This is a genomic window from Veillonella parvula, assembly GCF_002005185.1.
Lineage (GTDB): Bacteria > Bacillota > Negativicutes > Veillonellales > Veillonellaceae > Veillonella > Veillonella parvula_M.
In genome coordinates, this window is the sequence record NZ_CP019721.1 from 1,224,309 (window position 1) to 1,250,268 (window position 25,960).

A 25,960-nucleotide genomic window follows, 5' to 3' on the forward strand; every position below is an offset into this window, starting at 1 on the left:
GGACCGATGAATCAACGTGCAAATGACGGGATAAAGCAATTCTTAGAGGCTTTATCTGTTGATACAGAGGCACCAGAGTTAGAAAAGACACCAAGTCGTGTAACAGAATTATATAGTGAGTTATTTAGTGGCGTAGGAGTCGAAACAAAATCGGTATGGGGTGAAACGTTTAGCACTGATTACAAGGGACTTATAGCCGTTACAGGTATTTCCTTTTATTCTATGTGTGAGCACCACTTATTGCCATTCTTTGGGACTGTAGACATTGTGTATCAACCCAAGGATGGATGTGTGGCAGGGCTCAGTAAGTTTCAAGATGTTGTTAATATACTCAGTCGCAGACCGCAATTACAAGAGCGGTTAGCATCTGAATTAGCAGATGCGATAATGAATGATTTATCTGCTCATGGTGTTTTTGTTCGTATTACATCGACTCAATTATGTATGCTTATTAAAGGAACTATGCAGCAAGATTCAAAGGTAATTACATTAGAAAGCCGAGGCGTATTAGCTGAAACAGGTACAGTAAGGGATGAAGCGTTGGCAATGTTAGGCGGAGGACAGGTAAATGTTTAAACGTAGAAATTATACATGGAATGATGGCAAAAGCTTATCTTTGTGTGATCGTACTCTTATCATGGGTATACTGAATGGTACACCTGACTCCTTCTCTGATGGGGGGCAATTTAATATACCAGAAACAGCTACTGCTCATGTGAAACAAATGATTGAAGATGGTGCAGATATTATCGATTTAGGCGTTGAGTCTACACGACCAGGTTCTACACCTTTGACTACGGACGAAGAAATAGAACGTCTTTCTTTATTGATAGAACCTGTGTTAAAGGCCTCTACCGTTCCTGTATCTATCGATACATATCATGCAAAAACCGCAGAATATGCTTTCTCAAAAGGGGCACATATTCTAAATGATGTATGGGGCTTACATTATGACCCTGACATGGCCGCGGTGGTGGCTAAATATAAGGTACCTGTTATCATCATGCATAATAGTAATGATACAAATTATGGTGATATCATTGAAGATATGAAAGCGTTCTTCTTCTGTGCTATCGATAAAGCGTTGAAAGAGGGGGTAACGCCACAACAAATCTGGCTTGACCCAGGTATTGGCTTTGGTAAAACTGAAGAACAAAATATTGAAGTTATGCAACGCTTGGGTGAGTTAACGGCTTATGAATATCCTGTTTTACTTGCTCCAAGCCGCAAGCGTTTCATCGGATCTATGTTAGGCGGATTGCCTCCAGAAGATCGCGATGAAGGTACGGTAGCAGCTTGTATTACAGGTGTATTCCAAGGCGTTGATATGGTGCGTGTTCACAATGTGAAAATGCACAAACGCGCCTTAGCAGTAGCAGACGGCTTGTTACGAGGTGAATAATGGATAGAATCGTTTTAAAAAATATGGCATTCTACGGATACCACGGAAATTTGGCATCTGAGCAAGAACAAGGACAACGATTTTTTGTAGATGTAGAAATAATAACTGATCTTACAAAGGCCGGTCAAAGTGATCAATTAGAGGACTCAATCAATTATGTAGAGGTATATGAAATTGTAGAAGCGATTATGACTGGTGAAAACTACAATCTTTTAGAACGATTAGGGACGCTTATCGCCGATTCCTTGTACCAACATTATCAAGGTATTGTAGGTCTCTCTGTAACGGTGCGTAAACCATCTGTACCGATTTCAGGTATTTTGGATTATGTTGAGGTTATCACTACAAGAGGACAAATTTGATGTATACCTATTACATCAGTGTAGGCTCGAATATAGGGGACAAGAGAGACCACATCAATTCTGCTTTTCAATCCTTACAACAACATGGGGCAATTTCTAAGCTAGTCACTTCTTCTCTTATTGAAACTGAGCCGTGGGGATATACGGAACAAGATACCTTTGTTAATGGCGTATGGTCTTGTGAAAGCACTCTAGAACCACATCAAATGCTCAGCCTTATTCAGCAATTAGAGCAGGCGGCTGGACGAAAACGATTGATTCATTGGGGCCCTCGCACATTAGATTTGGATATTATTTTAGTGTACGATACAGAGGGGAAAATGATTTCTCTGTGTGATGAAAGTCTTGTGATACCGCATCCTCATTTTTGGAATCGTAATTTTGTACTAGAACCGCTATCTCAGCTGTTACCAACTTTCACATATAAAGGGGTTAAGGTTGCCGACCGATTATCTCAATTGGATGTATAAGCTAGAATCGTATATAAGCTAATGTTAGATACATTGTAAACACGATACATATTGTACGCATGCTTTTACGTTTTATGATTGGGGAGTCATGGAGAGCGTAGATGAATATAAAACGTATTGGATTATTTGCACTGGCACTTATTATAATGGGCATATCTTACTGGCTTGCTGTAGGGGCAAATTATGATAGTAAAACAGTACGTATTGATCCAGAAGCGCATACACTGGTTAATTCTAGTGATGCCATTATTTCAAAACGAATATTAGCGATGAAGACCAGTGGCTCACAAGTGTACTTCTTAGGTTATGAAGGACTAGGGATTTATAATTTATCTGATAATACACTTCGCTTGATGCCCATTACCTTTAGAGGGCAACATATAGAACCTCCTAAATCGGATGATTACCAACGAGGTTTACGGAATATAACAAAGGTAAAAGCATTGTCTGACTTCAGTAATGATGAGCAAGATGAATTTAAAAGTTTGTTGGACTCTACCGATGGAGGGGCCCATTATTATGGTGACTTTTACCATTCTGGTTATGAGTCGTCTCTCATTGATTTGAAGGACCAGTATTTTATTACGAATACAGTACGTGCATTAAAACGTGTTAATCATACATTATATGTGTATGATGGATCAGGTTTTATTATTATAGATTTAGATAATCGTCGTATCCAAGGGTTCTTTAATAACCGCATTAGTGGTGAAGGCTCTAAGGGGGTGCCTGATAGTTTACGTGGACATTATGGTTCTGATTTTATTATGATATATGCATTATCCAAATTAGATCCTAAAGATTTGGATATCTTATGGTCCATGCGTAAACAATATTTAGAAAAATCTCCTCAAGCGATGGAAGAAAAAGATTTGTTCCCACTCAATTTGAATGAGATGAATTTAAATGAGTTATGATTCTAGTAAGGTAAATTATATACGGATATACGTGATTTAAATAATTGGCATTTGAGGATATGTTATCGTTTTATGCTAAGGTATGGAGGCTCTTATGAAGTTACGCAAGGTAGGTATTATTGGTACTGGACATGTAGGCTCTCATGTGGCATTTTCTTTGGCCTTACAAGGTGAGGTTGATGAATTATATATGATGGATATTGACGAGAAAAAAGCTCAAGCGCAAGCTATGGATATTAATGATGCCGTTAGCTATATTCCACATCAAGTAACTGCTACATCAGGTCCTATTGAAGAATGTGGAGATTGTGATATTCTCGTTTTTAGTGCGGGACCTTTGCCAAATTTGTATCAAGATCGTCTCGAGAGTCTTGGTGAAACCGTAGCTGTACTTAAAGATGTTATTCCACGTATCAAGCAATCTTGCTTCAAAGGCTTTATCATTTCGATTTCTAATCCCGCTGATGTGGTAGCTACCTATTTATGTAAACATCTTGAGTGGAATCCTAAACGCATCATTTCAACGGGAACAGCTCTAGACTCAGCTCGATTGCAAAAAGAATTAGCGCATATCTTTACTATTAGTAATCGCTCTATTACGGCCTACTGCTTAGGTGAACATGGAGGTAGTGCTATGGTGCCATGGTCCCATATTTGTGTACAAGGGAAACCACTTTTAGAGTTACATCGAGAGCTACCCCATAGATTTCCTGAACTTGACCATGTAAAAACACTAGATGATGTTAAAATTGGTGGCTATCATGTACTAGCAGGTAAGGGGTCTACGGAATTTGGGATTGCTAGTGCTACCACAGAATTAATCCGCGTTGTATTTCATGACGAAAAGAAGGTATTGCCTTGCTCCTGTTATTTAGATGGACAATATGGAGAAGAAGGAATATTTGCATCTACTCCTGCTGTTATTGGTAAAGATGGTATCGAAAATGTTTTTGAACTGCAACTAACCAATGAAGAGCTAGCCTTATTTAAAACTTCTTGTGCTGTCATTCGTGAACATGTTGTAAAGGCTGAGTCTATGTAAGTGGATGTTTACTTTTGTATATAGAAAGTTTACATTGCATATGGAGTTTTAAATTTATACGGATTTATGTTACCGTTCTTAATGAGAAATATCTGTAATTTTCTTTAGTCCCAAGCTCTGTTATGTGGTATAATCTAAAAATGACAGTATACAGATGATGAATATTTGGGGGACATTATGACTCAGGACACTATGGATGTACAACGCCCAAAAAGGCCGCGCAAACGGGTTCGTCCTAATCGCAAAGCACAGGATCAGCGTATTATCCTCATGTGGATCAAGCGAATTGGTATAGGGATTATGGTGCTGTTACTGTTAGGGCAGGCTTATCGCTTGGTGGCTGTATATCAAGAAAAACAACATATAGAGCAACAATTGCAAGAGTTACAGCAGCGAAATGAAGAGTTAGAACAGGAAAAGGCCAGGTTACAAGATCCAAAGACCATAGAAGGGGTTGCTCGTGAGGAGCTAGGATTGGTAAAACCTGGTGAAGTACCATATGTAAAATAGAGTATATTCTATTATTTTTTCTTTGCATCAGTTTGTAGTTTAAGGTTTCCGCATTAATTAGGAGGTTGCATGGCAATCAAAGTTGGTAACATTATTGATGGTACCGTATCAGGTATTACAAAATTCGGCGTATTTGTTGATTTAGGAGAAAAGCAAACAGGGTTAGTTCATATTTCTGAAGTAGCTCATGGATATATCGAAGATATTAATACCCTTTTAAAAGTTGAGGATCCAGTAAAGGTTAAGGTTTTATCTATTGATGGTAATAAAATAGGACTTTCCATTCGTCAAACACAACCTAAAGAGGGGATGGACGAAGAAAAACGTCCTCATCGTGTTCAATCGAAACAAAGCATAGAGTCTTTCGAAGCGAAGATGAAATCATTCTTGCGCGATAGCAATGAACGATTACACGATTTAAAACGCAATACCGAAGGAAAACGCGGAGGCCGAGGTGGTCGTCGAGATTAATAGTGAGAGATGGCATCTAGCCATCTCTTTACTTATGTATAGAGTATTAACGCTATAATAGTATTAGAAAAATGCTATTTATATGTAAGGAGCAATTATGAAGTTAGCAATTATAGATATTGGCTCTAATTCGGTGCGTTTATTATTGGCTACCTATGAGAATAACGAGTGGCGTTATGAGCCTAAGCAGTTGTGGACTACCCGTTTAGGTCAACGAAATACAGATGGTACCTTGCGAGATGAATCCATGGAAGCATCCTATCAAGCCTTTACGGATATACAAAAAATAGCAAATGAATACGGTGCTGACTATTGCTTTGGTTTTGCGACGAGTGCTGTTCGTGAAGCAGCCAATGGACTTGCATTTATGGAACGTATTAATGAATACTGTCCTATGGAGTGGCGAATTTTATCTGGTGCTGAGGAGGCTATTTATGGTTTTAATGGTGCGTTAGGAGATCAATTAAAGGATGGACGTCATTATACGACCATCGATATTGGTGGAGGTAGTACAGAACTTGCATTAGGTAACAAGGACGGAGTGTACTGGAGTCGTTCTTATCCTGTGGGAGCGGTACGCCTTCAATCTATATCTGACGAAGGGCCTCAACGAGTGTGGGAGGAAACTCGTTTTCTTTGGGACCCGATGAGGATTGAAGGTGAATTTGGTGAATTTATCGGTATTGGAGGAACCCTAACAACCTTGGCTGCTATTGATTTAGGTTTAGACCATTATGATGGCACAAAGGTACAAGGTCATAAATTGAGCCGTGAAACAGTGGAAGGCATTATTATGAAATTGCGGTATATGAGTCGTGATGAGAGACTACAAGTAAAAGGTTTACCCGCTGGGCGTGCCGACATTATTGTTGCTGGGGCAGAGATTTTAACGTCCTTTATGGATTCCTATGAGGTCCCTCATGTATTTGTGAGCGACCAAGATGGTATGGAGGCGATGGCCCGTGAATGTGAAAGCACTCATTCGAACCGTTAATCACACTTTAAAATTACATGATATATTTCCTGAGAATTGTCGTATCTTGGTAGCTTGTTCTGGTGGTCCTGATTCGATGGCTTTATTGCATTTATTGCAAGATATTGCTACACATCGCCATACAGTATATGAGCTTGGAGTTGCTATCGTAGATCATTGTATTCGTCTTGAAAGTAAGGATGAGGTCCTATGGTTACGAAATCAAGCGGACGTGCTAGGACTGCCATTTTATACGGCTGTCTTTGACGTGCCTAAATTGAGTCAAGCTCAAAAGCTATCAGAGGAAACTATAGGCCGCCAAGTTCGGTATCAATGGCTAACCGGTATAGCACAGTCTGAGGGGTATGACTATATTGCAGTAGCTCATCATAAAGATGACCAAGCAGAATCAATTTTAGCACATCTTATTAGAGGGACTGGACTTAATGGTTTGACAGGCATGGCCGTTGTTAGTAATGATTATACTGTTCCAGTAGTAAGACCTCTGTTAGATGTCACAAAAGAAGAATTACTTCTATATTTAAAAGAGAAAGATATTTCTTACTGTATAGATAGTACAAATGAGGATGTACGATATCAAAGAAATAGAATTCGTCATCGCATTATACCTGAGTTAAAAGCCATTAATCCTATCGTTAGCGATGCCATAGTAAGGCTAGGGGCTTCTGTACGCGAAGACATTTCTCTTATTTCTAATTTAACGGATATGGCGTTTGATGAGTTAGTAACTATCTCTGATGAGGGCGCGTTTATATCTCGTAGGGGGTTACGTAAGAAGCCGTTGGCTATACAACGTCGATTGTGGCAAAGACTGGTGAGCATCTTTGATCCTGAAATCAAGCTTACCACTGCTCATCAAGAGCAATTACTTGACATTGTTAACACTGGGGAAGGGAAAACTTTCAATATTAAAAGTATAAAAGTAAGTGCTCAATGTGATACAATAAAAATATATTGCAAACATTAATATGAATCGTGGAGGTCATATAGATGCATCAAGATGCAAAAGATATTTTATATACAGAGGAACAATTAAAGACACGTGTGGTCGAATTAGGTCGTCAAATCAGTGCTGACTATAAAGGGGAATCCGTAGTTCTCGTAGGGGTATTGAAAGGTGCTATTGTATTCTTTACAGATTTAGCTCGCTCTATCGATGAGAATGTGGATGTAAGCTTCGATTTTATTTCTTGCTCTAGCTATGGCAGCGGTACAACAAGTACAGGGGTAGTTCGAATTTTAAAAGATTTGGATCGATCTGTAGAAGGAAAGCATGTACTCGTTGTAGAAGATATTGTAGATACGGGCACAACATTACATTACTTGCTAGAAAATTTACATGCTCGTGGAGCTAAAAGTGTACGCCTAGCAGCGTTATTAAATAAACCTGAACGCCGTAAAATGGATGTAGAAGTAGACTATGTAGGCTTTGTCATTCCCGATTACTTTGTTATCGGCTATGGTTTAGACTATGCAGAAAAATATCGGCACTTACCTTATATAGGTATTTTAAAGGAAGAAATGTATCAAGATTAAAAATATGATATAATATATGAGTGCATCTCTCAACGAGATGTACTCAATTCGTTTATGCCACTAAACTATTATTGAAAGGGGTAATATTTTGGGTCGATTTACTAAAAATATCGTCCTTTATTTACTTATCATTGCCGCTTTCGTTATCGCCATTGACGCTTTCTCTGGTCAAAGTGCGAATAAATCTGAACTCAGTTATACAGGATTTATTCAACAAGTACAACAGAAAAAGGTTGAGTCCGTAACGATTACCAATGATCATGGTATTAAAGGTAAACTAAAAAATGGAACAGAATTCAATTCTTATGCGCCAACTGATGAAACGTTAATCAAAACTTTACAAGATAATGGTGTAGAAATTACTGCAGCTCCTCCTGAGCAACCTGCTTGGTGGATGAGCTTGTTAGGTTCTGCTATTCCAATTATTATTTTGGTAGTATTGTTCTTCTTCATCATGCAACAAACGCAAGGTGGCGGTGGCCGAGTGATGAACTTTGGTAAAAGCCGTGCTAAATTGATGGGTGAAGGCAATGTAAAGGTTAGCTTCAAAGATGTAGCTGGCGCTGAAGAAGCAAAACAAGAATTAGAAGAAGTAGTAGAGTTCTTGAAGGATCCAGGCAAATTTACAACTATCGGTGCTAAAATTCCGAAAGGTGTATTATTGGCAGGACCTCCAGGCACAGGTAAAACATTACTTGCTAAAGCTGTTGCTGGCGAAGCAGGGGTACCATTCTTTACGATTTCTGGTTCTGACTTTGTAGAGATGTTCGTTGGTGTTGGTGCTTCTCGTGTGCGTGACCTTTTCACACAAGCGAAAAAGAACGCCCCATGTATCATCTTTATCGACGAAATCGATGCGGTTGGTCGCCAACGTGGTGCCGGCCTTGGTGGTGGTCACGATGAACGTGAACAAACATTGAACCAATTGCTCGTTGAAATGGATGGTTTTGGTGCCAACGAAGGTATTATTACTATCGCTGCAACAAACCGCCCAGATATTCTAGATCCTGCACTTTTACGTCCAGGTCGTTTTGACCGTCAAGTTATTGTAGGTCGTCCAGACCTACGCGGTCGTGAAGCAATCTTGAAAGTTCATGCTCGTAATAAGCCTTTAGCTGATGACGTAGATTTGAAAACGATTGCTAAGAAAACTCCAGGCTTTACTGGTGCTGACTTGAATAACTTGTTAAACGAAGCAGCTCTTTTGGCGGCTCGTCTTAACAAAAAAGTAATTACTATGGCTGAAGTTGAAGAAGCCAGTGAAAAAGTTAGCATGGGACCTGAACGCCGCAGTCATATTGTGAGCGATAAGGATCGTAAGTTGACAGCATACCATGAATCTGGTCATGCTATCGTGGCACATCTATTGCCTCATGCAGATCCTGTTCATAAAGTAACGATTATTCCTCGTGGTGCAGCTGGTGGCTACACTATGATGCTTCCTACTGAGGAACAAAACTACAAAACAAAATCTCAATTATTAGCAGATATTCGAGTTGCTCTTGGTGGTCGAATTGCAGAAGCCTTGATTTTAGATGAAATCAGTACAGGCGCTTCTGGGGACCTTCAAAGTGTAACTAATACTGCTCGCGCTATGGTAACGCGTTGGGGGATGAGCGATGAGCTTGGTCCTATCGTGTTTGGTGAACAACAAGAACAAATCTTCTTAGGAAAAAACCTAGGCCATGAGCGCAACTATAGTGAAGAAATCGCTGCGAAAATCGACTCTGAAATTCATCGTATCGTAGAAGAAGCTTATAAAGATGTAACAAAACTTCTTAGCGATAATGAAAAATTCTTACATGACATGGCAAATGCTTTGTTAGAAGAGGAAACAATCGATGCGAAAGCGGTAGATAATCTTTACAAATATGGTACAACAAAAGAACCTGAAGCTGAGGAGCCTAAAGTAGCTTCTGAAGTAGAAGGTAGCGTAGTACCAGAGAGTGTTGATGCTAAAGAAATAACTAGTACTGTAGCAGATCCTAGTGAAGCATCATCTAATGAAATTAAATAATGGATTTTGTCCAAATGAAAAAGAGCTAGCCTTTTTAGAAGGCTAGCTCTTTTTTACTGTCCATCGTTTATATGACGTGTGGCAAGAAGTTCTGTCATGCGTTGTTCTTTTAGTTTTTGCAAATATTTTTGTGCTAAAACATTTGGTATAGCTACACCGATTGCTATAGCTATAGTTGTAAATGTGCCAGTTACACCATTTTGTATCATAAGGATTAGACTAGCATCATTTAATGCATTGATGTGTAACATGTCGAAGAGAAATCGGTAGTACAGTATACCGGGCATTAATGCGATGGCAGACGGCACGATAATGATAGTGCTAGATGTTTTTAACCAAGTAGAAACTTTTACAAAAATAATACTCATAATGGCAGCACCAATAAAGGTAGCACCTGGTGTAGAAAATCCTAATTCTACGGATAGTATATTGCGAATACATACACATAGTACGCCACCAATACCAATGGATACTAATAGTCTGACAGGAGCATTAAAAAGTACCGCAAAAGCAGCTGCAGCTGTAAAAGAACCGATAACTTGCTCAATGGAAATAACATGAGGTTTAATATCAACAAAATTAAATGCTGGTGCAGGGCTAAAGTAGAGTGCCATGGCCATACCTAAAGTCATGCTACCCACGATGAGTAATGTTCTAATAGCGCGTGTCATACCCGATAAAATATGATTATTAATGATATCGATGACACAATTGATCAATGGTACCCCAGGAATCATGAACAAGGTACAGCAAACGAGTACATATAGTAAGGATTCATTATTTACATGACTATAAAAAGCGTAAGCCGATATCATGGCACCAAATCCGCCTAATGCGATTCCTACATATTCATTAAGCCCTAATCTGCCTGATAGGGTGCGCGTAAAATAACCAATACTAGAACATATGATGGTAACGATGAATGCGATAATATCGCCACTGTAAAGGTATGCAAGACCTGCCGAACCTAGTGCACAAGCTAGTCCTTTTATCCAGTTTGGATACGTTGGTATAGTTGTATCCAGTTTGGCAATTAGTCGTTCATAGGTCGTTAGTGAGTAATGTCGCTCAAAGGCGCGCCATGTGAGCTTTGATACGGCATTGATCATAGCCATATTCGGAATATGAACCGGTGTTTTTCTGAAGACTGTTATGGATCGTTCTTTGTGTAATAGATTGACCATAATAGTGGTATATGAAATATGGATATTTAAGTAATCATGAGGAATTCCCATAAATGTTGCGGCTTTTAGCATTTCCTCAATGATTCGATTTGTATTTGCCCCACATTCCATTAGTAACTTCCCTATATTGAGTAGTACATCCAGTTTTCGATGAATATGGATAAAAGGGTTCTCTAAAACTTGATTTTTCTCTTCTAATGTAAACTGTTTCATATATCTCTCCGAAGGATAATAGATAGCATTATTGTTATCTATTTTTTTATGTATACCTTTATACTATATACATTATAACATTAATTATTTTAAATAATCCTTGCATTTTACAAGGTACACTTGTACAATCGAATTGTAAACCTAGGTTGACAAAGAAAGGGGCTCTAAACTATGCGTGATGAAGTGCTAGAATTCTTGAGACAAAACCAAGGTAGTTTCGTATCGGGACAAGATATGTCCGAAGCCTGCCATGTTTCGCGCACAGCTATTTGGAAACATATCAAGGCGTTACGTCAAAAAGGCTACAAAATTGAATCTTATACCAAGAGAGGGTATCGATTATTGGAAGAACCTGATTTGTTGAGCCCCTTGGCAATGAAACAAATCTTAAAAACAGATGTATTTGGTAAACGATATGTTTATATGGATACCACGGAGTCTACGAACTTAGAAGCTCGTCGTTTAGCTCAACAAGGTGCAGAAGAAGGTACGGTTGTGGTTACTGAGGAACAGGCTGCTGGTCGTGGGCGTTTATCTCGCGGTTGGTATTCTCCATTTGGCAAAGGCTTGTGGTTTAGCTTGATTTTACGTCCTGATTTTCCACCTGTAGAGGCTCCAAAGTGTACTTTGATGGCTGCAGTGGCTTTAACAAAGGCCTTTCATAAGATGGGGCTCACTGATGCGGGGATAAAGTGGCCTAATGATATTCTTGTGAATGGTCGTAAGCTAGTAGGTATTTTGACAGAAATGTCTGGTTCTATGGAAGAAATTTCTCATATTGTAATGGGCATTGGGGTCAACGTAAAAACAAAACAAGAAGAACTACCAGAAGAGTTAAAATTAATTGCTACATCCCTTGCGATGGAAGATATTGATATTGAGCGCACAGAAGCATTTAGACTTATATTAGAAGAATTAGAACATCAATATTATGAAGTGCTCGATAGTGGCTTTGACGAAACCCTTAATGAATGGCGGCAATTATCTGTTACTCTCGGTGAAGAAATTGAAGTGCGTGCTCCTGGCAATACCTATGAAGGGGTGGCTACAGATATTGATGAAGATGGTAATTTATTAGTAAGAATCTCAGATGGGACAATTAAACGTATTGTGGCAGGGGACGTATCAATTCGTCCGCGTAAATAGGAGGCATTAATGTTATTAGTAATTGATGTGGGAAACACCAATATTGTTCTCGGTGTATACGACAAGACAGAACTTGTGGGTCACTGGCGTATTTCCACAGATCGGGTCCGTACCACCGATGAATATGGCATGCTGATGATGAACTTATTCTTTCACGACCGTAAGGTTGATGTAAAAGATATTAATGCTATCATTATTTCCTCGGTTGTACCACCATTAATGCCTACATTAGAGCGCGTGTGTTTGCGCTACTTTAATGTAAATCCTCTTATTGTAGGTCCAGGTACTAAAACTGGCATCGCTATTAAGTATGATAATCCTCGTGAAGTAGGGGCTGACCGTATTGTAAATGCTGTAGCAGCACATGAGCTTTATAAGGGCGATTTAATTATCATCGATTTTGGTACGGCTACAACTTATTGTGCGGTACAAGGTAATGGCGATTATATGGGCGGGGTTATTACTCCAGGGGTAACAATTTCTGCAGAGGCTTTATTCCAACGGGCGGCCAAACTACCTCGTATCGATGTGAGAGACCCGGGGCAAGTCATTTGTCGAAATACGGTGTCCTCTATGCAATCTGGTATGTTCTACGGTTATGTAGGTCAAGTAGAAGGCCTCGTGTCTCGTATGAAAGCGGAAATGGGGAATCATGTAACTGTAGTGGCTACAGGTGGTTTGGCACAGCTTATTAGCAGTGCTACAGACTGCATTGACCATGTAGAACCTATGCTTACATTAGAAGGCTTACGCCTTATTTACGAAAGAAATAAATAATGCTACTATAATATAGTTACGTATAGGTAACGAAGTAGTGTACATTCGGGTACAGCTTATGCTGTACCTTTTTTATTAAGGGAAATAGAATTATATGAATAATAAACAGTGGCAAATTGGGGCTGTCAAAATTGATGGTCAAGCCATATTAGCGCCTATGGCAGGGGTTAGCGATATTGCGTATCGACTACTGGCCAAAGAACAAGGTGCAGCCTTGGTATGTACCGAAATGGTCAGTGCTATGGGTATTAAATATAAGAATGAACGTACTCATGAATTATTGCGCATTGAAGAGGCAGAACGTCCTGTATCCATGCAAATTTTTGGCTCTAATCCAGAAGCAATCGCTTTGGGGGCTAAGGTTGTGGCCGATGCGGGTGCCGATATTGTAGATATAAACATGGGCTGTCCTGTAAAAAAGGTAGTTACCTCTGGCGATGGTTCGGCACTTATGAAAAATCCTGATCTAGCGGCGCGTGTTGCAGAAGCCGCTGTTGAGGCTGTTGATGTACCTGTTACTGTAAAAATGCGTATCGGTTGGGATAGTGACTCTATTAATGTTGTGGATTTTGCAAAACGCATTGAGTCTACAGGTGTGGCTGCTATAGCCGTACATGGGCGTACAAAGGAGCAAATGTATAGTGGACATGCGGACTGGTTTTATATTAAGGCTGTGAAAGAAGCGGTATCTGTACCCGTACTTGGCAATGGTGATATTGTGAATCCTGAAGATGCTAAGCAAATGCTTGATGAAACCGGTTGTGATGCTGTAATGGTAGGCCGTGGTGCACAGGGGAATCCTTGGATCTTTGGTCGTATTCATCATTATTTAGCCACTGGTGAAGTATTGCCGGCTCCGACCGATATAGAGCGTCTAGATATGTTATTAAAGCATTTTGACTTGTTATGCCAATACAAAGGTGAAAGTATGGCCGTTAAGGAGATACGCACTCATGCGGGCTGGTATATGAAGGGACTTCCGGAATCTGCATATTGGCGCAATCGAGTGAATACAATTCATACTGTAACGAGCTTTCACAATGAGCTAGAATCATATCGCAAAATACTGTCCGAAGGGTAGTCAGATTGACAAATAAATAGTATTTTTATATAATGATTGAGATAATTTAGAAACAAGAGATAAGGTGTCATCTTATTATGACACTTTTTCTTATTATTTATATGTAGAAAGAGTGGGGTACCCATGGCAGACGTAAAAGAAACATTACTCACCGCCGAAGGTTTAAAGAAGTTAGAAGAAGAATTAGCGTACTATAAATCTGTACGCCGTATTGAAGTATCTGAACGTATTAAAACTGCTATTGAATATGGCGATATCAGTGAAAACTCTGAATATGATGATGCAAAAAATGAACAAGCTTTTATTGAAGGTCATATTGTAGAGTTAGAGAATAAGATTAACACTGCGAAGATCATCGATGAATCTGTAAAAGGTGACGTTGTATCTGTAGGTAGTAAAGTTACTGTACTTGACACTATGTACAACGATGAATTGGAATATGTTATCGTTGGTTCCTCTGAAGCGGATCCATTTAACAATCGTATCTCTAATGAATCTCCTGTAGGTAAAGCTATTTTGGGAAAACGTAAGGGCGATGAAGTAGAGGTTTCCACACCAGATGGTCCTGTAACATTCAAAGTGTTAGCAATCCAATAATTTACAATTACCGACAAAGAGGCGATAACATGAGTGAAGAAATTAAAAATATACAAGAAGAGCTGAATGAGCAAATGCAAATTCGCCGCGATAAATTAGCCGAATATGAAGCTGATGGTATTTACCCATTCGGCCAACGTTTTGTCGTAAAAGATTACGCAAAAGATATTAAAGAAGACTTCTTCTTGAAATATGATGGTCAGCCTGTAGTTATTGCAGGTCGTTTGATGACAATCCGTTCCCATGGTAAAACGGCATTTGCGAATATTCGTGATAAATCTGGTGATATTCAAGTATACTTCCGTAAAGATGTTTTGGGCGAAGAGGCTTATAAATACGTTAAAATGCTTGATATAGGTGATATCATCGGCGTAGAAGGTCACGTATTTAAAACTCATACAGGTGAAGTTACCATTAAAGTTAACAAATTAACATTGTTATCTAAGTCTTTACGTCCATTACCAGAAAAATGGCATGGATTAAAGGATACAGAACTTCGTTACCGTCAACGTTATGTTGATTTGATTGTAAATCCTGAAGTACGTGATACATTTGTAAAACGCTCTCAAATCGTTGCTAAAATTCGTGAATACATGATGCGTGATGGCTTCATGGAAGTGGAAACACCGATGATGCATGCTATCCCTGGTGGTGCTGCTGCACGTCCATTCATCACTCACCATAATGCGCTTGATATCGATATTTATATGCGTATTGCACCAGAATTGTACCTCAAACGTTTAATCGTTGGTGGTATGGACCGCGTGTTCGAAATGAACCGTTGCTTCCGTAACGAAGGTATCGATAATCGTCATAATCCAGAGTTTACTACTATCGAATCGTACCAAGCCTATGGCGATGTAGAGGATGCCATTCGCTTAACAGAAAATCTTGTGTCCTACTGTGCTCAAGAAGTACTTGGTACACAAGAAATTACATACCAAGGTACAGAAATTAATTTGACTCCTCCTTGGAATCGTATCACAATGGCTGAAGGTGTAAAAAAATACACTGGTGAAGATTTTGATGCAGTCACAACTATAGAAGAAGCTCGTGCTATTGCTGATCGCTTAAATGTAGAATACACAGAAAATGATGGTATTGGTAAAATCTTAAATCTTTGCTTCGAAGATTATGTAGAAGAAAACTTGATTCAGCCAACTATCGTATATGGTCATCCTAAAGAGATTTCTCCACTTGCTAAAGCAAGTCGTGAAAATCCATTGGCTACAGAACGTTTTGAAGCTTTCATCTATGGTCGTGAATTGGCAAATGGCTTCTCCGAGTTAAATGATCCAATCGACCAAAAACAACGTTTCTTGGATCAATTAAAAGAACGTGAAGCGGGCGATGATGAAGCTCACCGCATGGATGAAGACTTCGTTACAGCTCTTGAATACGGTTTACCTCCAACAGCTGGTCTTGGTGTTGGTATCGACCGTCTTGTTATGTTCTTAACAGACTCTGCATCTATTCGAGATGTATTATTGTTCCCATTGATGAAACCAGAAGCTCCTAAGCATTTTGAAGCTGAAGAAGATTAATTCTAAAGCTCACTACCGTGTATGGTGGTGAGCTTTTTGCTGTTTAGCATACAAAAAAAATCGATATAAAGCCCGTATCAAACACTTTGATACGGGCTTTTATCAACTCTTATAATGTTGATTAATAAATATATGAAGTGTGATTAGATATACAATATAAAAATGGTGTACGGATTATCTATGATTACATTATGATATACATAAAAAATTTTGATTTACTTTGTGATGAAATAAAAGAACATGGATATATAGTATTTATCGTTGATTTTCCAATATTATAGAGATATATGTGATTAAATTTACACATACCTGTAATAGTATAGATTATACATTTAAATCATGCACAATGTATAATTATGATATATGTGTATAATTAAACACTTTTAAATGAAAAATTCAGATGTTAAGATAGAAATATAGATACGTGAATTACCTTTAAAACAAGGAGGTGTATTTAGTAAAGGTGAATTCATTAATAAATTTTATAAATCAACCCTATGTGTAAGTTATATTCTTTAAATTATCGTTGTTAACATAATTTAGGAGGAAACACATCATGAAACATTTAAAAATTGCTTTCTCTCATAAGGCGCAATTCTACTTCGGTTCTATGGAAGGGCGTACAAATGTGGAGCTTAGTCAAACTGATTTTACCGATGTGGGGGCCATCGTCATTAGCGAGTCCGATACAGATGTACTTGAAAATGAGTTGGTACAATCCTTTGGTATACCGGTTTTCTTGGTTGTGTTTGATAAGTCTGTAGATATTTCTCCTTTTATCGGTAAGGTGGAACGTGTTATCGACGGATCAACTACAAATTTTGATTTATATAAACGACAGATTGAAGCGGCTGCTGCAAAATATGAAGCATCTATGTTACCGCCATTCTTCCAGGCCTTGGCAAATTACGTAGAGGACGGTAATTCTCAATTTGACTGCCCGGGGCATCAAGGGGGGCAATTCTTCTGCAAGCATCCTGCAGGACGTGCTTTCTATGATTTCTTCGGAGAAAATGTATTCCGCGCCGATCTTTGTAATGCGGACGTTAAGTTAGGTGATCTTCTGATTCATGAAGGTTCCGCAGTTGAGGCTCAGCAACATGCTGCACAGGTGTATAATGCGGACAAAACATATTTTGTATTGAACGGAACATCATCTTCTAATAAGGTCGTGTTAAATGCATTACTTACTCCTGGGGACATTGTTTTATACGATCGCAATAATCATAAATCGATTTGTCACGGGTCGCTCGTCATGTCCGGCGCAACACCTGTATATCTTGAAACGGCACGTAATCCGTTCGGGTCCATCGGCGGTATCTTAGAACATTGCTTTGATGAAAAATATATTCGCAAGCTGATTGCTGAAAAAGATCCTAAGAAAGCAAAGGCAAAGCGGCCTATCCGGTTGGCGGTTATTCAATTGGGAACGTATGACGGGACCATTTATAATGCGCGTCAGGTAGTCGATAAAATCGGACATCTCTGTGATTATATCTTCTTTGATTCCGCTTGGGTCGGCTATGAACAGTTTATCCCTATGATGAAAGACTGCAGTCCGTTGCTTTTGGAACTTGGTCCTGATGATCCTGGTATCCTGGTATCTCAATCCGTTCATAAGCAGCAGGCGGGCTTCTCACAGACATCTCAGATTCATAAGAAGGATAAGCATATTAAGGGGCAAGACCGCTATGTAAATCATAAACGTTTGAATAATGCGTTTATGATGCATGCCTCTACATCACCGTTCTATCCGTTGTTTGCAGCCCTTGACGTAAATGCAAAAATGCATGAAGGCGAAGCGGGTAAAAAATTATGGATTGAATGTGTGGAAACGGTTATCGAAGCTCGTAAAGCCGTATTGAAACACTGTAAATATCTACGTCCGTTAGTACCACCGGTTGTACATGGTAAAAAGTGGGAAGACGGCGACACAAAGAAAATGGCACAGGATGTGGATTACTTCGCATTTGAACCGGATGCGAAATGGCATTCCTTTAAAGGCTATGGCAAAGGTCAATATTTCATAGATCCTTGTAAATTTCAATTGATTACACCGGGTATTAATGTGGAAACGGGTGAATACGAAGATTTCGGTATTCATGCCAATATTCTTGCAAACTACTTGCGTGAAAACGGAATCATTCCTGAAAAATGTGACTTGAATACCATTCTGTTCTTGATGACACCGGCGGAAACAAAGACGAAGATGGATGATTTAGTGGCGCAACTTGTCCGATTTGAACAATTGATTGAAGCTGATGCACCTATGCAAGATGTATTGCCGTCCATTTATTACAGCCACTTGGATAAATACAAGGGATATCACATTCGTCAGCTATGTCAGGAAATGCATGACTTCTATAAAGACCGGAATGTAAGTATCTTGCAACAACGATTGTTCTTATATGATTACTTCCCGGAATATGTTATGAATCCTCAGGAAGCTAATTTTGAATTCCAGCGCGGCAAAGGTGAACTTGTACCGTTGAGCGAAGCGGAAGGGCGCATCGCTCTTGAAGGTGCGCTTCCTTATCCTCCAGGGGTATTGTGCGTACAACCGGGCGAATGTTGGTCAAAAACTGCTTGTGATTACTTCTTGGCGTTGGAAGAAGGCATCAACAAATTACCTGGATTTGCTCCGGAAATTCAAGGCGTATACATTACGGAACAGCCGGATGGAACGAAGAAAGCATTCGGTTATGTGTTGAAAAAAGAATTTGAAAAATAATTCCTCTGTGTACCGTCGGAGGTTTTCCGGCGGTACAATACACAAGATAAAAGGAGGTAACTATGAGTACAGGCAAAAATAAGATGTCCGTATTGCAGCTTACAATTTTGACCGCTGTAAATATGATGGGCTCAGGTATTATCATGCTGCCTACAAAATTGGCGCAGGTAGGATCATTGTCAATCGTATCATGGCTGATTACAGCTGTAGGTTCCATGTGTTTGGCCTATGCTTTTGCAAAGTGCGGTATGTACAGTCGTAAAGGCGGCGGTATGGGCGGTTATGCCGAATATTCCTTTGGCAAGGCGGGGAACTTCATGGCGAATTATACGTATGGCGTGTCTCTTTTAATCGCCAATATTGCTATCGCTATTTCAGCCGTAGGCTATGCGGCGACCTTTGCAGATGTTACGTTGACTCCGTTGTTGACCGGTATTTATACGATTGTCACATTGTGGTTGGCGACGACGTTGAATTTCGGTGGTGCCAGCATCACGGGACGTGTATCCAGCTTTACGGTATGGGGTGTTATTGCACCGGTTATCGTAATCAGTACAGTCGGTTGGGCTTATTTCTCAACAGATATGTATGTGGCGAACTGGAATGTTAATAATATGCCGTTCGGCGAAGCGGCAACTAATTCCATCGCTATGACTTTATGGGCATTTCTTGGCCTTGAGTCCGCCTGTGCAAATGCGGATGCCGTAGATAATCCTGAAAAGAATGTACCGAAAGCAGTTCTCGGTGGTACATTAGGGGTTGCAGTTATTTATATCGTATCCACCAATATGATCTTTGGTATTGTTCCTGCAAATGAACTCGTTAACAGTAATGCACCGTTTGGTTTGGCCTTTGCATCCATGTTTAACGGTGTAGCCGGTAAAATCGTTATGGGTCTTATGGTTATGTCGTGTTTCGGATCTTTACTCGGATGGCAGTTTACCATTGCCAATGTATTTAAAGGTGCTGCGGACGAAGGATATTTCCCTAAATTATTCAGCAAGATTACATCTAAAGATGCACCTGTAGTTGGTATGGTAACGATTACAATCATTCAATCCTTCCTCAGCTTGATGACAATCAGTCCATCTTTGAGTGAACAGTTTGAAACGCTCGTTAATTTAGCGGTTGTAACGAATATCATTCCATACCTCTTGTCGATGGGGGCTATCATCGTGTTGATGAAAGCTACGGGCCGCAGTGGCGGCGAATTGAAGGGGACAACCTTTATCGCTTTCATTGGCTCCATTTATAGCTTATATGCGCTATATGCATCCGGTCTTGAAGCAATGACATATGGTGCCATTGTAACCTTTGCGGGCTGGACCTTGTACGGCTTTGTATCGGACCGATTTGATTTGGAACGAAATCTCGGGAAATAGTCTTTATACGATGCGCCTCCTGAGGGAGGCGCATTGTTAGGATGTTTATTTATTATTTATTATTTATTATTGACAGTATATAAAAATAATTTTATACTTAAACTAAGACATATTTGTTCGGTACATATTTTATACAATTGATATATATAATTTCATAGTAAGACTATACCTTGTATACCCTTGACATGATGGGTCAAGGCTTTCTAGCGGGAACCGATATTCACGACTACAAGAGCTATTTTGTGATGCTCTTGTAGTCGTTTTTATTTATTTTCTTCTCTTTAAGTTAGGAGGTAAGTAAGATGAATTCGATGTCGAATGAGAGTGTGAGACACGGACAGGACCGGTGCTGGCTTGATAAATTTTTCAAGCTGTCTCAGCATGGTACGAATGTGCGTACCGAGATTTTTGCGGGCATAACTATGTTCATCGCTTCCGTATATATTTTAGCGGTTATACCGAATTTGCTGGTTGCATCCGGTATGCCTCATGAAAGTACGGTTGCGGCAGTTATTTTGACGACCGCATTTACGACAATTTTAATCGGTTTAGTAGCGAACGTTCCGGTTATCGTCGCTCCGGGACTAGGACTTAGCGCATTCTTCGCCTATACCATATGCGGATCGATGGGACTGACCTGGCAGACCGCACTAGGTGCCGTATTTATTTCCGGTGCTGTCTTTATTGTTTTGACAATAACGCGTATTTTGAATCTTATCATCGACGGTATTCCCAAGGTACTTAAAACATCTATTGGTGTCGGTATAGGTCTCTTTATTGCTTTTATCGGATTTAAAAATGCTCATATTATCGTAGCGGATAAGGCCACATTCGTAACACTTGGCAATATGCAGGATCCTGCGGTATTGTTGACATTGGCCGGTTTGCTCATCACCAGTGTGCTCTTAGCCAAGCAGGTGAGGGGCGGTTTGTTGTTGGGTATGATTATCACGACTGTTGCGGCCATGATTTTCGGTTATACAAAGGTCCCTGAAACTAGTGCGGATATTTTCAACTTGGTGCCGCCATTTCCTGTGGATACATTTGCTCAATTGGATGTGATGAGTGCTATTAAATATGGATTTTTGTCTATTATTTTCTCTATTACAATTGTAGATATGTTTGATAACATCGGTACGCTTATCGGTGTCACGCGAAAAGCGAATCTCGTTGATGCGGACGGTAAATTTAAACGGTTAAATCATGCATTACTATGTACATCTATAGGTGCCGCGGCCGGTGCAATCATCGGTACGTCTACGGTAACTTCCTATATTGAAAGTGCGGCCGCTGTTGCCGATGGTGGACGTACGGGTCTTACGGCATGCGTAACGGGTATATTATATTTAATCGCTCTGTTTTTTGCGCCATTATTCTTATTGGTACCTGCTCAAGCAACAGCTCCGGTACTCGTTATCGTAGGTGTATTTATGATGAGTGAAGTGACGCATATCGACTTCGGTGATTTTACGGAAGCGTTGCCTGCATTTTTAACGATTCTTCTTATGCCGCTTACCTTCAGTATTGCGCAAGGTTTATCCTTCGGTTTTATCTCTTATACATTGGTGAAACTTATTACAGGACGTCGTAAGGAAATCCATCCTGTTATGTATGTAATGACCATTGCTTTCATCATACATTTTGCTATATAAGCTGTGAGAGTCGGGATTGTTATATGTGTTTTTATTGTTGAGAGAGTAGCATCGAGCAATTATAGTTCATTGTAGTTGACGTACGTATATTACGGTTAAGCGGTATTGTTGAAAAGAGGAGATTATTCGATGAATTCCGTTTATATAGTAAAAGGTAATATTATTTATACATCACGACCAGCGGAGTTTGCAGTGATTCCAAACGGCTATATGATTGTGCGTGACGGTCGTATCGCATATTGTGGTGAAAGTATTCCCTCCGAATTTGAGTCGTATCCGGTTGAGGACTACGGGGATAATTTAATTATTCCCGGATTTGTCGATACCCATGCTCATGCGCCTCAATTTTGCAATCGAGGCCTTGGCATGGATAAAGAATTGCTGCCTTGGCTTGAAACGTATACATTTCCGGAGGAGGCGAAGTTTTCGGATTTAGACTACGCAAAGACGGTATATAGCGCTTTTGTTAACGAATTATGGCGTTACGGTACAACGCGCAGTATTTTATTTGGCACTATTCATAAAGAAAGCACATTGCTATTGATGAGGTTGCTTTCAGAAGCCGGCCTATCCGCTTTTGTAGGCAAGGTTAATATGGATCGGAACAGTCCCGATTATCTGATTGAGGATACGGACCAGTCCTTACATGATACGAGAGTATGGCTTGAAGAGGCTCGACAGTTTGGACCGCTCGTACGACCTATTGTAACCCCTCGCTTTGTGCCATCCTGTACGAGCCGCCTGATGAGTGGTCTCGGAGATTTAGCGGTGGAGTATAATGTGCCAATTCAATCGCATTTATCTGAAAATCATGGTGAGATTGAATGGGTTCATTCACTTCATCCGGATTCCTCCAGTTATACGGATGTATACTGTGAACATCGTCTGATGGGTACAGTGCCGACGGTCATGGCTCATTGTATTCATCTGAGCGATGAAGAAATGGAGCGGATGCATGAAACGAAGACGATGGTGGCACACTGTCCGTATTCTAACGTGAATTTGTCCAGCGGCATTGCACCTATACGAAAATTATTGAATCATGGTATTTCCATTGCACTGGGATCAGACATTTCAGGAGGCCATGACATCAGTATGGCTAAGGTTTTGACCGAAGCCGTGGGTTTGTCAAAGATGAAGTGGGCCGAGGTGGATGCCAGCTATGCATCGCTTACATTACCGGAAGCTTTCTATATGGCGACTAAGGGAGGCGGACAATTCTTTGGTGACGTAGGTAGCTTTGAAACCGGCTATGAATTTGATGCTCTTGTTATCGATGATCATGAATTGTTTGATCCGAATGAACGGAGTATAGAGGAACGTCTGGAACGGTGGCTATATATAGGTGATGATCGCCATATTGTTGGGAGATATGTAGCCGGTAAATTGTTAGATGAGCCTCCGATGGCTATGTAGCTATCATATAATAGAATAAAAGTTCATATGTTAGTGATTATTGAAGGTCCACCGTGCATAAGGTATACGGTGGACTTTTTGTAATACATTTTATACACTTCGATGATTAGTGTATAATAAAGATGTATATAAGTCAGAAAGGAGTGTGCTCAATGGATATATTAGGGGCAAGGCGCTCCATTGAACAGAAACTGCTGATGCAATCCGTAGGGCTTATGGCTTTGGTGGCTGTGAGCGGTACGATAATGGGGATTGTAACGGGATCTAGTGCAGTGTTGTTAGATGGGGTATTCTCCTTCGTTGATGTTGTTATTAAGATTATGATGCTTATGACAGCTAAGTTAGTTGCTAGAGAAACGAGTAAGCGATTCCAATTCGGTTTTTGGCAATTTGAACCTCTGGTGCTCGCCGTGGAGGGCTTTTTTATTCTTCTCATAGTAATTTATGCCTTATCTAGTGGGATTACAGATCTTTTGTCTGGTGGACGTCACGTAGACTTCGGGCCAGCTATTTTCTATGCTATATTCTTTACTGTTGCGGATACTGCTTACTATCTTTATGTACGTCGTATTAATAAAAGTTTGCAGTCTAACTTGATTAAATTTGATAATGTAAGCTGGTATGTCGATGCTTTGTTAGAAGCGGCTATCTTGATTAGTTTCGTTGTAGCTACTATGCTAGAAAGTACTGAATATGCTAGATGGGCTACTTATATTGACCCTATTGTATTAATTATTTTAGCGGTACAGATGATACCCTCTGCATTTCGTATCATTGTGCCATCCATGAAACAAATATTAGGATGGGCACCAACTTCATTGCATAATGAAGTGCAAGAAATTATGGATCGATTTATGGAAAAGTATAATTTTAAAGATTATGTGACGAGCGTGCAAGTATATGGCAATACTCGAATCATTGAAATTGATATTTTAGTTCCTAAAAGTTTTCCATATCAAACCATTGCTGAAATTGATGCTATTCGCAATGAAATTGACCAAGAAATCGGCGGTAACCCAACGGAAAAATGGGTGACCATTTCTTTTACAGGCACGCGTAAATGGATGGCAAAAGATTATTTGCTAGATGAAGAAGAGGATGAATAATATAAAATATTGGTGAGAAGTCTAGTATATAGCACATAATTTAATGATAAATACACCAATATATGGTATACTTAAACGTATTGAATATATTGTGCGTAACATAGTTGGAAAATGAGGTTTATAGTATGTTAGATTTAAAATTTGTCCGTGAAAATATTGATTTAGTGCAACAAAATTTAGATAATCGTCATACAAAAGGCGATCTGAAAACCTTTGTATCCGCTTATGATGAACGTCGTCAATTGATCGGTCGAGTAGAAGAATTAAAAGCGCTTCGCAATTCTGTAACAGAAGAAATTAGCAAATTAAAACGCAACAAAGAAAATGCTGATGAAAAAATCGCAGAAATGAAAAAAGTAGGCGATGAGATTGCTGAGTTTGATAACCGTATTCGCGAAGTGGAAACAAAATTGCGCGATGCGGCATTGATGTTGCCAAATATGTGTGATGCATCTGTTCCTGTAGGGGCCGATGAAGATGAAAATGTGGAGCAACGCAAATGGGGCGAACCACGTCAATTTAATTTTGATGTACAGGCTCATTGGGATTTAGGTGAAAGCCTCGATATCCTTGATTTCAATCGTGCAGGCAAAATGAGTGGAGCTCGCTTTACTGTGTATAAGGGGTTAGGGGCTCGTTTGGAACGCGCTCTTATCAACTTCATGGTGGATCTTCATGTAGATAAACATGGCTATACTGAAATGATGACTCCATATATGGTAACACGTGAAACTTTGACGGGCACTGGGCAATTGCCTAAATTTGCTGAAGATATGTACCATGTAGAGGGAACGGAATATTTCTTGATTCCAACTGCTGAGGTTACATTGACTAATTATCACGGTGGTGAAATTTTGAGCGAAGAGGAATTGCCTAAATACTATACTGCATTCACCGCATGTTTCCGTGCTGAAGCGGGTTCCGCGGGGCGTGATACTCGTGGCCTTATTCGACAACATCAATTTAACAAAGTTGAAATGGTTAAATTAGCTAAACCAGAAGATTCTTTCAAAGAATTAGAAACATTAACAGATAATGCAGAAGAAGTATTGCGCTTATTAGAATTACCGTTCCGTGTTATCACTCTGTGCACAGGTGATATGGGCTTTGGTTCTGCTAAAACCTATGATGTAGAGGTGTGGATGCCTGCACAAGGCAAGTATAGAGAAATTTCCTCTTGCTCTAATATGACTGATTTCCAAGCTCGTCGTGCTAATATTAAATTCCGTCGTGGACCTAAGGGTAAACCGGAATTTGTTCATACATTAAATGGATCTGGCCTTGCAGTAGGGCGTACAGTAGCTGCTATCTTGGAAAACTATCAACAAGCCGATGGGTCCGTTGTAATTCCAAAAGTTCTCGTGCCATACATGGGTGGCGTTGAAGTGATTTCACCGGCTAAATAAGAGG

General features: G+C 39.8%; 24 protein-coding genes and 1 riboswitch. Of the genes, 23 read left to right on the forward strand and 1 reads right to left on the reverse strand.

Translation table 11 applies throughout. The features are described from left to right. The first annotated feature begins 6 nt into the window (after positions 1 to 6). From folE to ftsH, 12 genes are all read left to right on the forward strand, one after another. Positions 7 to 576, forward strand: a complete 570-nt coding sequence (gene folE / locus B1A77_RS05650; RefSeq protein ID WP_077708238.1) for a GTP cyclohydrolase I — start codon at positions 7 to 9, stop codon at positions 574 to 576. Continuing rightward, positions 569 to 1,402, forward strand: coding sequence for a dihydropteroate synthase (gene folP, locus B1A77_RS05655; protein ID WP_077708240.1), 834 nt, complete (start codon positions 569 to 571; stop codon positions 1,400 to 1,402). Before folE ends, folP begins: the two co-directional genes overlap by 8 nt. Next, positions 1,402 to 1,764, forward strand: coding sequence for a dihydroneopterin aldolase (folB, locus tag B1A77_RS05660; RefSeq protein WP_058948500.1), 363 nt, complete (start codon positions 1,402 to 1,404; stop codon positions 1,762 to 1,764). Before folP ends, folB begins: the two co-directional genes overlap by 1 nt. Further along, positions 1,764 to 2,234, forward strand: coding sequence for a 2-amino-4-hydroxy-6-hydroxymethyldihydropteridine diphosphokinase (gene folK, locus B1A77_RS05665; RefSeq protein ID WP_058948501.1), 471 nt, complete (start codon positions 1,764 to 1,766; stop codon positions 2,232 to 2,234). The genes folB and folK overlap by 1 nt, the downstream gene beginning before the upstream one ends. A gap of 101 nt (positions 2,235 to 2,335) precedes the next feature. Continuing rightward, on the forward strand, positions 2,336 to 3,151 hold the full coding sequence (locus B1A77_RS05670; protein ID WP_058948502.1) for a hypothetical protein: 816 nt from the start codon (positions 2,336 to 2,338) through the stop codon (positions 3,149 to 3,151). Between the two features lie 94 nt (positions 3,152 to 3,245). Further along, positions 3,246 to 4,193: an L-lactate dehydrogenase gene (locus tag B1A77_RS05675; protein WP_058948503.1), complete on the forward strand. Its 948-nt coding sequence runs from the start codon at positions 3,246 to 3,248 to the stop codon at positions 4,191 to 4,193. Positions 4,194 to 4,370: 177 nt separating this feature from the next. Continuing rightward, entirely contained in the window at positions 4,371 to 4,703 is a 333-nt protein-coding gene (locus B1A77_RS05680; protein ID WP_004698500.1) for an FtsB family cell division protein, read from the forward strand. Positions 4,704 to 4,772: 69 nt separating this feature from the next. Next, positions 4,773 to 5,174, forward strand: a complete 402-nt coding sequence (locus B1A77_RS05685) for a S1 RNA-binding domain-containing protein (protein ID WP_077708241.1) — start codon at positions 4,773 to 4,775, stop codon at positions 5,172 to 5,174. 97 nt (positions 5,175 to 5,271) lie between these two features. Continuing rightward, entirely contained in the window at positions 5,272 to 6,168 is an 897-nt protein-coding gene (locus tag B1A77_RS05690) for a Ppx/GppA phosphatase family protein (protein ID WP_004698482.1), read from the forward strand. Continuing rightward, a complete protein-coding gene (gene tilS / locus B1A77_RS05695; RefSeq protein WP_021147859.1) occupies positions 6,137 to 7,135 on the forward strand; it encodes a tRNA lysidine(34) synthetase TilS in 999 nt (332 codons plus the stop codon). Before B1A77_RS05690 ends, tilS begins: the two co-directional genes overlap by 32 nt. A gap of 23 nt (positions 7,136 to 7,158) precedes the next feature. Then, positions 7,159 to 7,704 carry a hypoxanthine phosphoribosyltransferase gene (gene hpt, locus B1A77_RS05700; RefSeq protein WP_021147860.1) on the forward strand — a complete coding sequence of 182 codons (546 nt, stop codon included), beginning with the start codon at positions 7,159 to 7,161 and terminating at the stop codon, positions 7,702 to 7,704. An 88-nt stretch (positions 7,705 to 7,792) separates the two neighbouring features. Continuing rightward, complete coding sequence (gene ftsH, locus B1A77_RS05705; RefSeq protein ID WP_021147861.1) at positions 7,793 to 9,721, forward strand: ATP-dependent zinc metalloprotease FtsH; 1,929 nt, start codon at positions 7,793 to 7,795, stop codon at positions 9,719 to 9,721. Between the two features lie 53 nt (positions 9,722 to 9,774). Here ftsH and B1A77_RS05710 read toward each other — a convergent pair whose 3' ends face one another. After that, the gene (locus tag B1A77_RS05710; protein ID WP_004695419.1) at positions 9,775 to 11,118 is read right to left on the reverse strand and encodes a threonine/serine exporter family protein; all 1,344 of its coding nucleotides are present in this window, start codon (positions 11,116 to 11,118) and stop codon (positions 9,775 to 9,777) included. 171 nt (positions 11,119 to 11,289) lie between these two features. Between B1A77_RS05710 and B1A77_RS05715 the strand changes: the two genes are divergently transcribed. From B1A77_RS05715 to serS, 11 genes are all read left to right on the forward strand, one after another. Then, positions 11,290 to 12,264 carry a biotin--[acetyl-CoA-carboxylase] ligase gene (locus B1A77_RS05715; protein ID WP_008715815.1) on the forward strand — a complete coding sequence of 325 codons (975 nt, stop codon included), beginning with the start codon at positions 11,290 to 11,292 and terminating at the stop codon, positions 12,262 to 12,264. Between the two features lie 9 nt (positions 12,265 to 12,273). Then, on the forward strand, positions 12,274 to 13,041 hold the full coding sequence (locus tag B1A77_RS05720; protein WP_004695423.1) for a type III pantothenate kinase: 768 nt from the start codon (positions 12,274 to 12,276) through the stop codon (positions 13,039 to 13,041). 94 nt (positions 13,042 to 13,135) lie between these two features. Further along, a complete protein-coding gene (gene dusB / locus B1A77_RS05725; protein WP_021147862.1) occupies positions 13,136 to 14,122 on the forward strand; it encodes a tRNA dihydrouridine synthase DusB in 987 nt (328 codons plus the stop codon). Positions 14,123 to 14,245: 123 nt separating this feature from the next. Beyond that, on the forward strand, positions 14,246 to 14,719 hold the full coding sequence (greA, locus tag B1A77_RS05730; protein ID WP_004695428.1) for a transcription elongation factor GreA: 474 nt from the start codon (positions 14,246 to 14,248) through the stop codon (positions 14,717 to 14,719). Between the two features lie 29 nt (positions 14,720 to 14,748). Then, the gene (gene lysS / locus B1A77_RS05735; RefSeq protein WP_021147863.1) at positions 14,749 to 16,263 is read left to right on the forward strand and encodes a lysine--tRNA ligase; all 1,515 of its coding nucleotides are present in this window, start codon (positions 14,749 to 14,751) and stop codon (positions 16,261 to 16,263) included. Positions 16,264 to 16,819: 556 nt separating this feature from the next. After that, positions 16,820 to 18,994: an ornithine decarboxylase gene (locus B1A77_RS05740; RefSeq protein ID WP_021147864.1), complete on the forward strand. Its 2,175-nt coding sequence runs from the start codon at positions 16,820 to 16,822 to the stop codon at positions 18,992 to 18,994. A 62-nt stretch (positions 18,995 to 19,056) separates the two neighbouring features. Beyond that, positions 19,057 to 20,376 (forward strand): putrescine-ornithine antiporter, encoded by a 1,320-nt coding sequence (gene potE / locus B1A77_RS05745; protein WP_021147865.1) that lies wholly within the window; start codon positions 19,057 to 19,059, stop codon positions 20,374 to 20,376. Positions 20,377 to 20,526: 150 nt separating this feature from the next. Next, a riboswitch (purine riboswitch) is annotated at positions 20,527 to 20,625 on the forward strand. A 53-nt stretch (positions 20,626 to 20,678) separates the two neighbouring features. Then, positions 20,679 to 22,028 (forward strand): NCS2 family permease, encoded by a 1,350-nt coding sequence (locus tag B1A77_RS05750; protein WP_024060965.1) that lies wholly within the window; start codon positions 20,679 to 20,681, stop codon positions 22,026 to 22,028. 129 nt (positions 22,029 to 22,157) lie between these two features. After that, the gene (gene guaD, locus B1A77_RS05755; RefSeq protein ID WP_021147867.1) at positions 22,158 to 23,444 is read left to right on the forward strand and encodes a guanine deaminase; all 1,287 of its coding nucleotides are present in this window, start codon (positions 22,158 to 22,160) and stop codon (positions 23,442 to 23,444) included. Between the two features lie 152 nt (positions 23,445 to 23,596). Further along, entirely contained in the window at positions 23,597 to 24,550 is a 954-nt protein-coding gene (locus B1A77_RS05760; RefSeq protein ID WP_021147868.1) for a cation diffusion facilitator family transporter, read from the forward strand. A 125-nt stretch (positions 24,551 to 24,675) separates the two neighbouring features. Beyond that, positions 24,676 to 25,956 (forward strand): serine--tRNA ligase, encoded by a 1,281-nt coding sequence (gene serS, locus B1A77_RS05765; RefSeq protein ID WP_004695438.1) that lies wholly within the window; start codon positions 24,676 to 24,678, stop codon positions 25,954 to 25,956. Positions 25,957 to 25,960 lie beyond the last annotated feature (4 nt).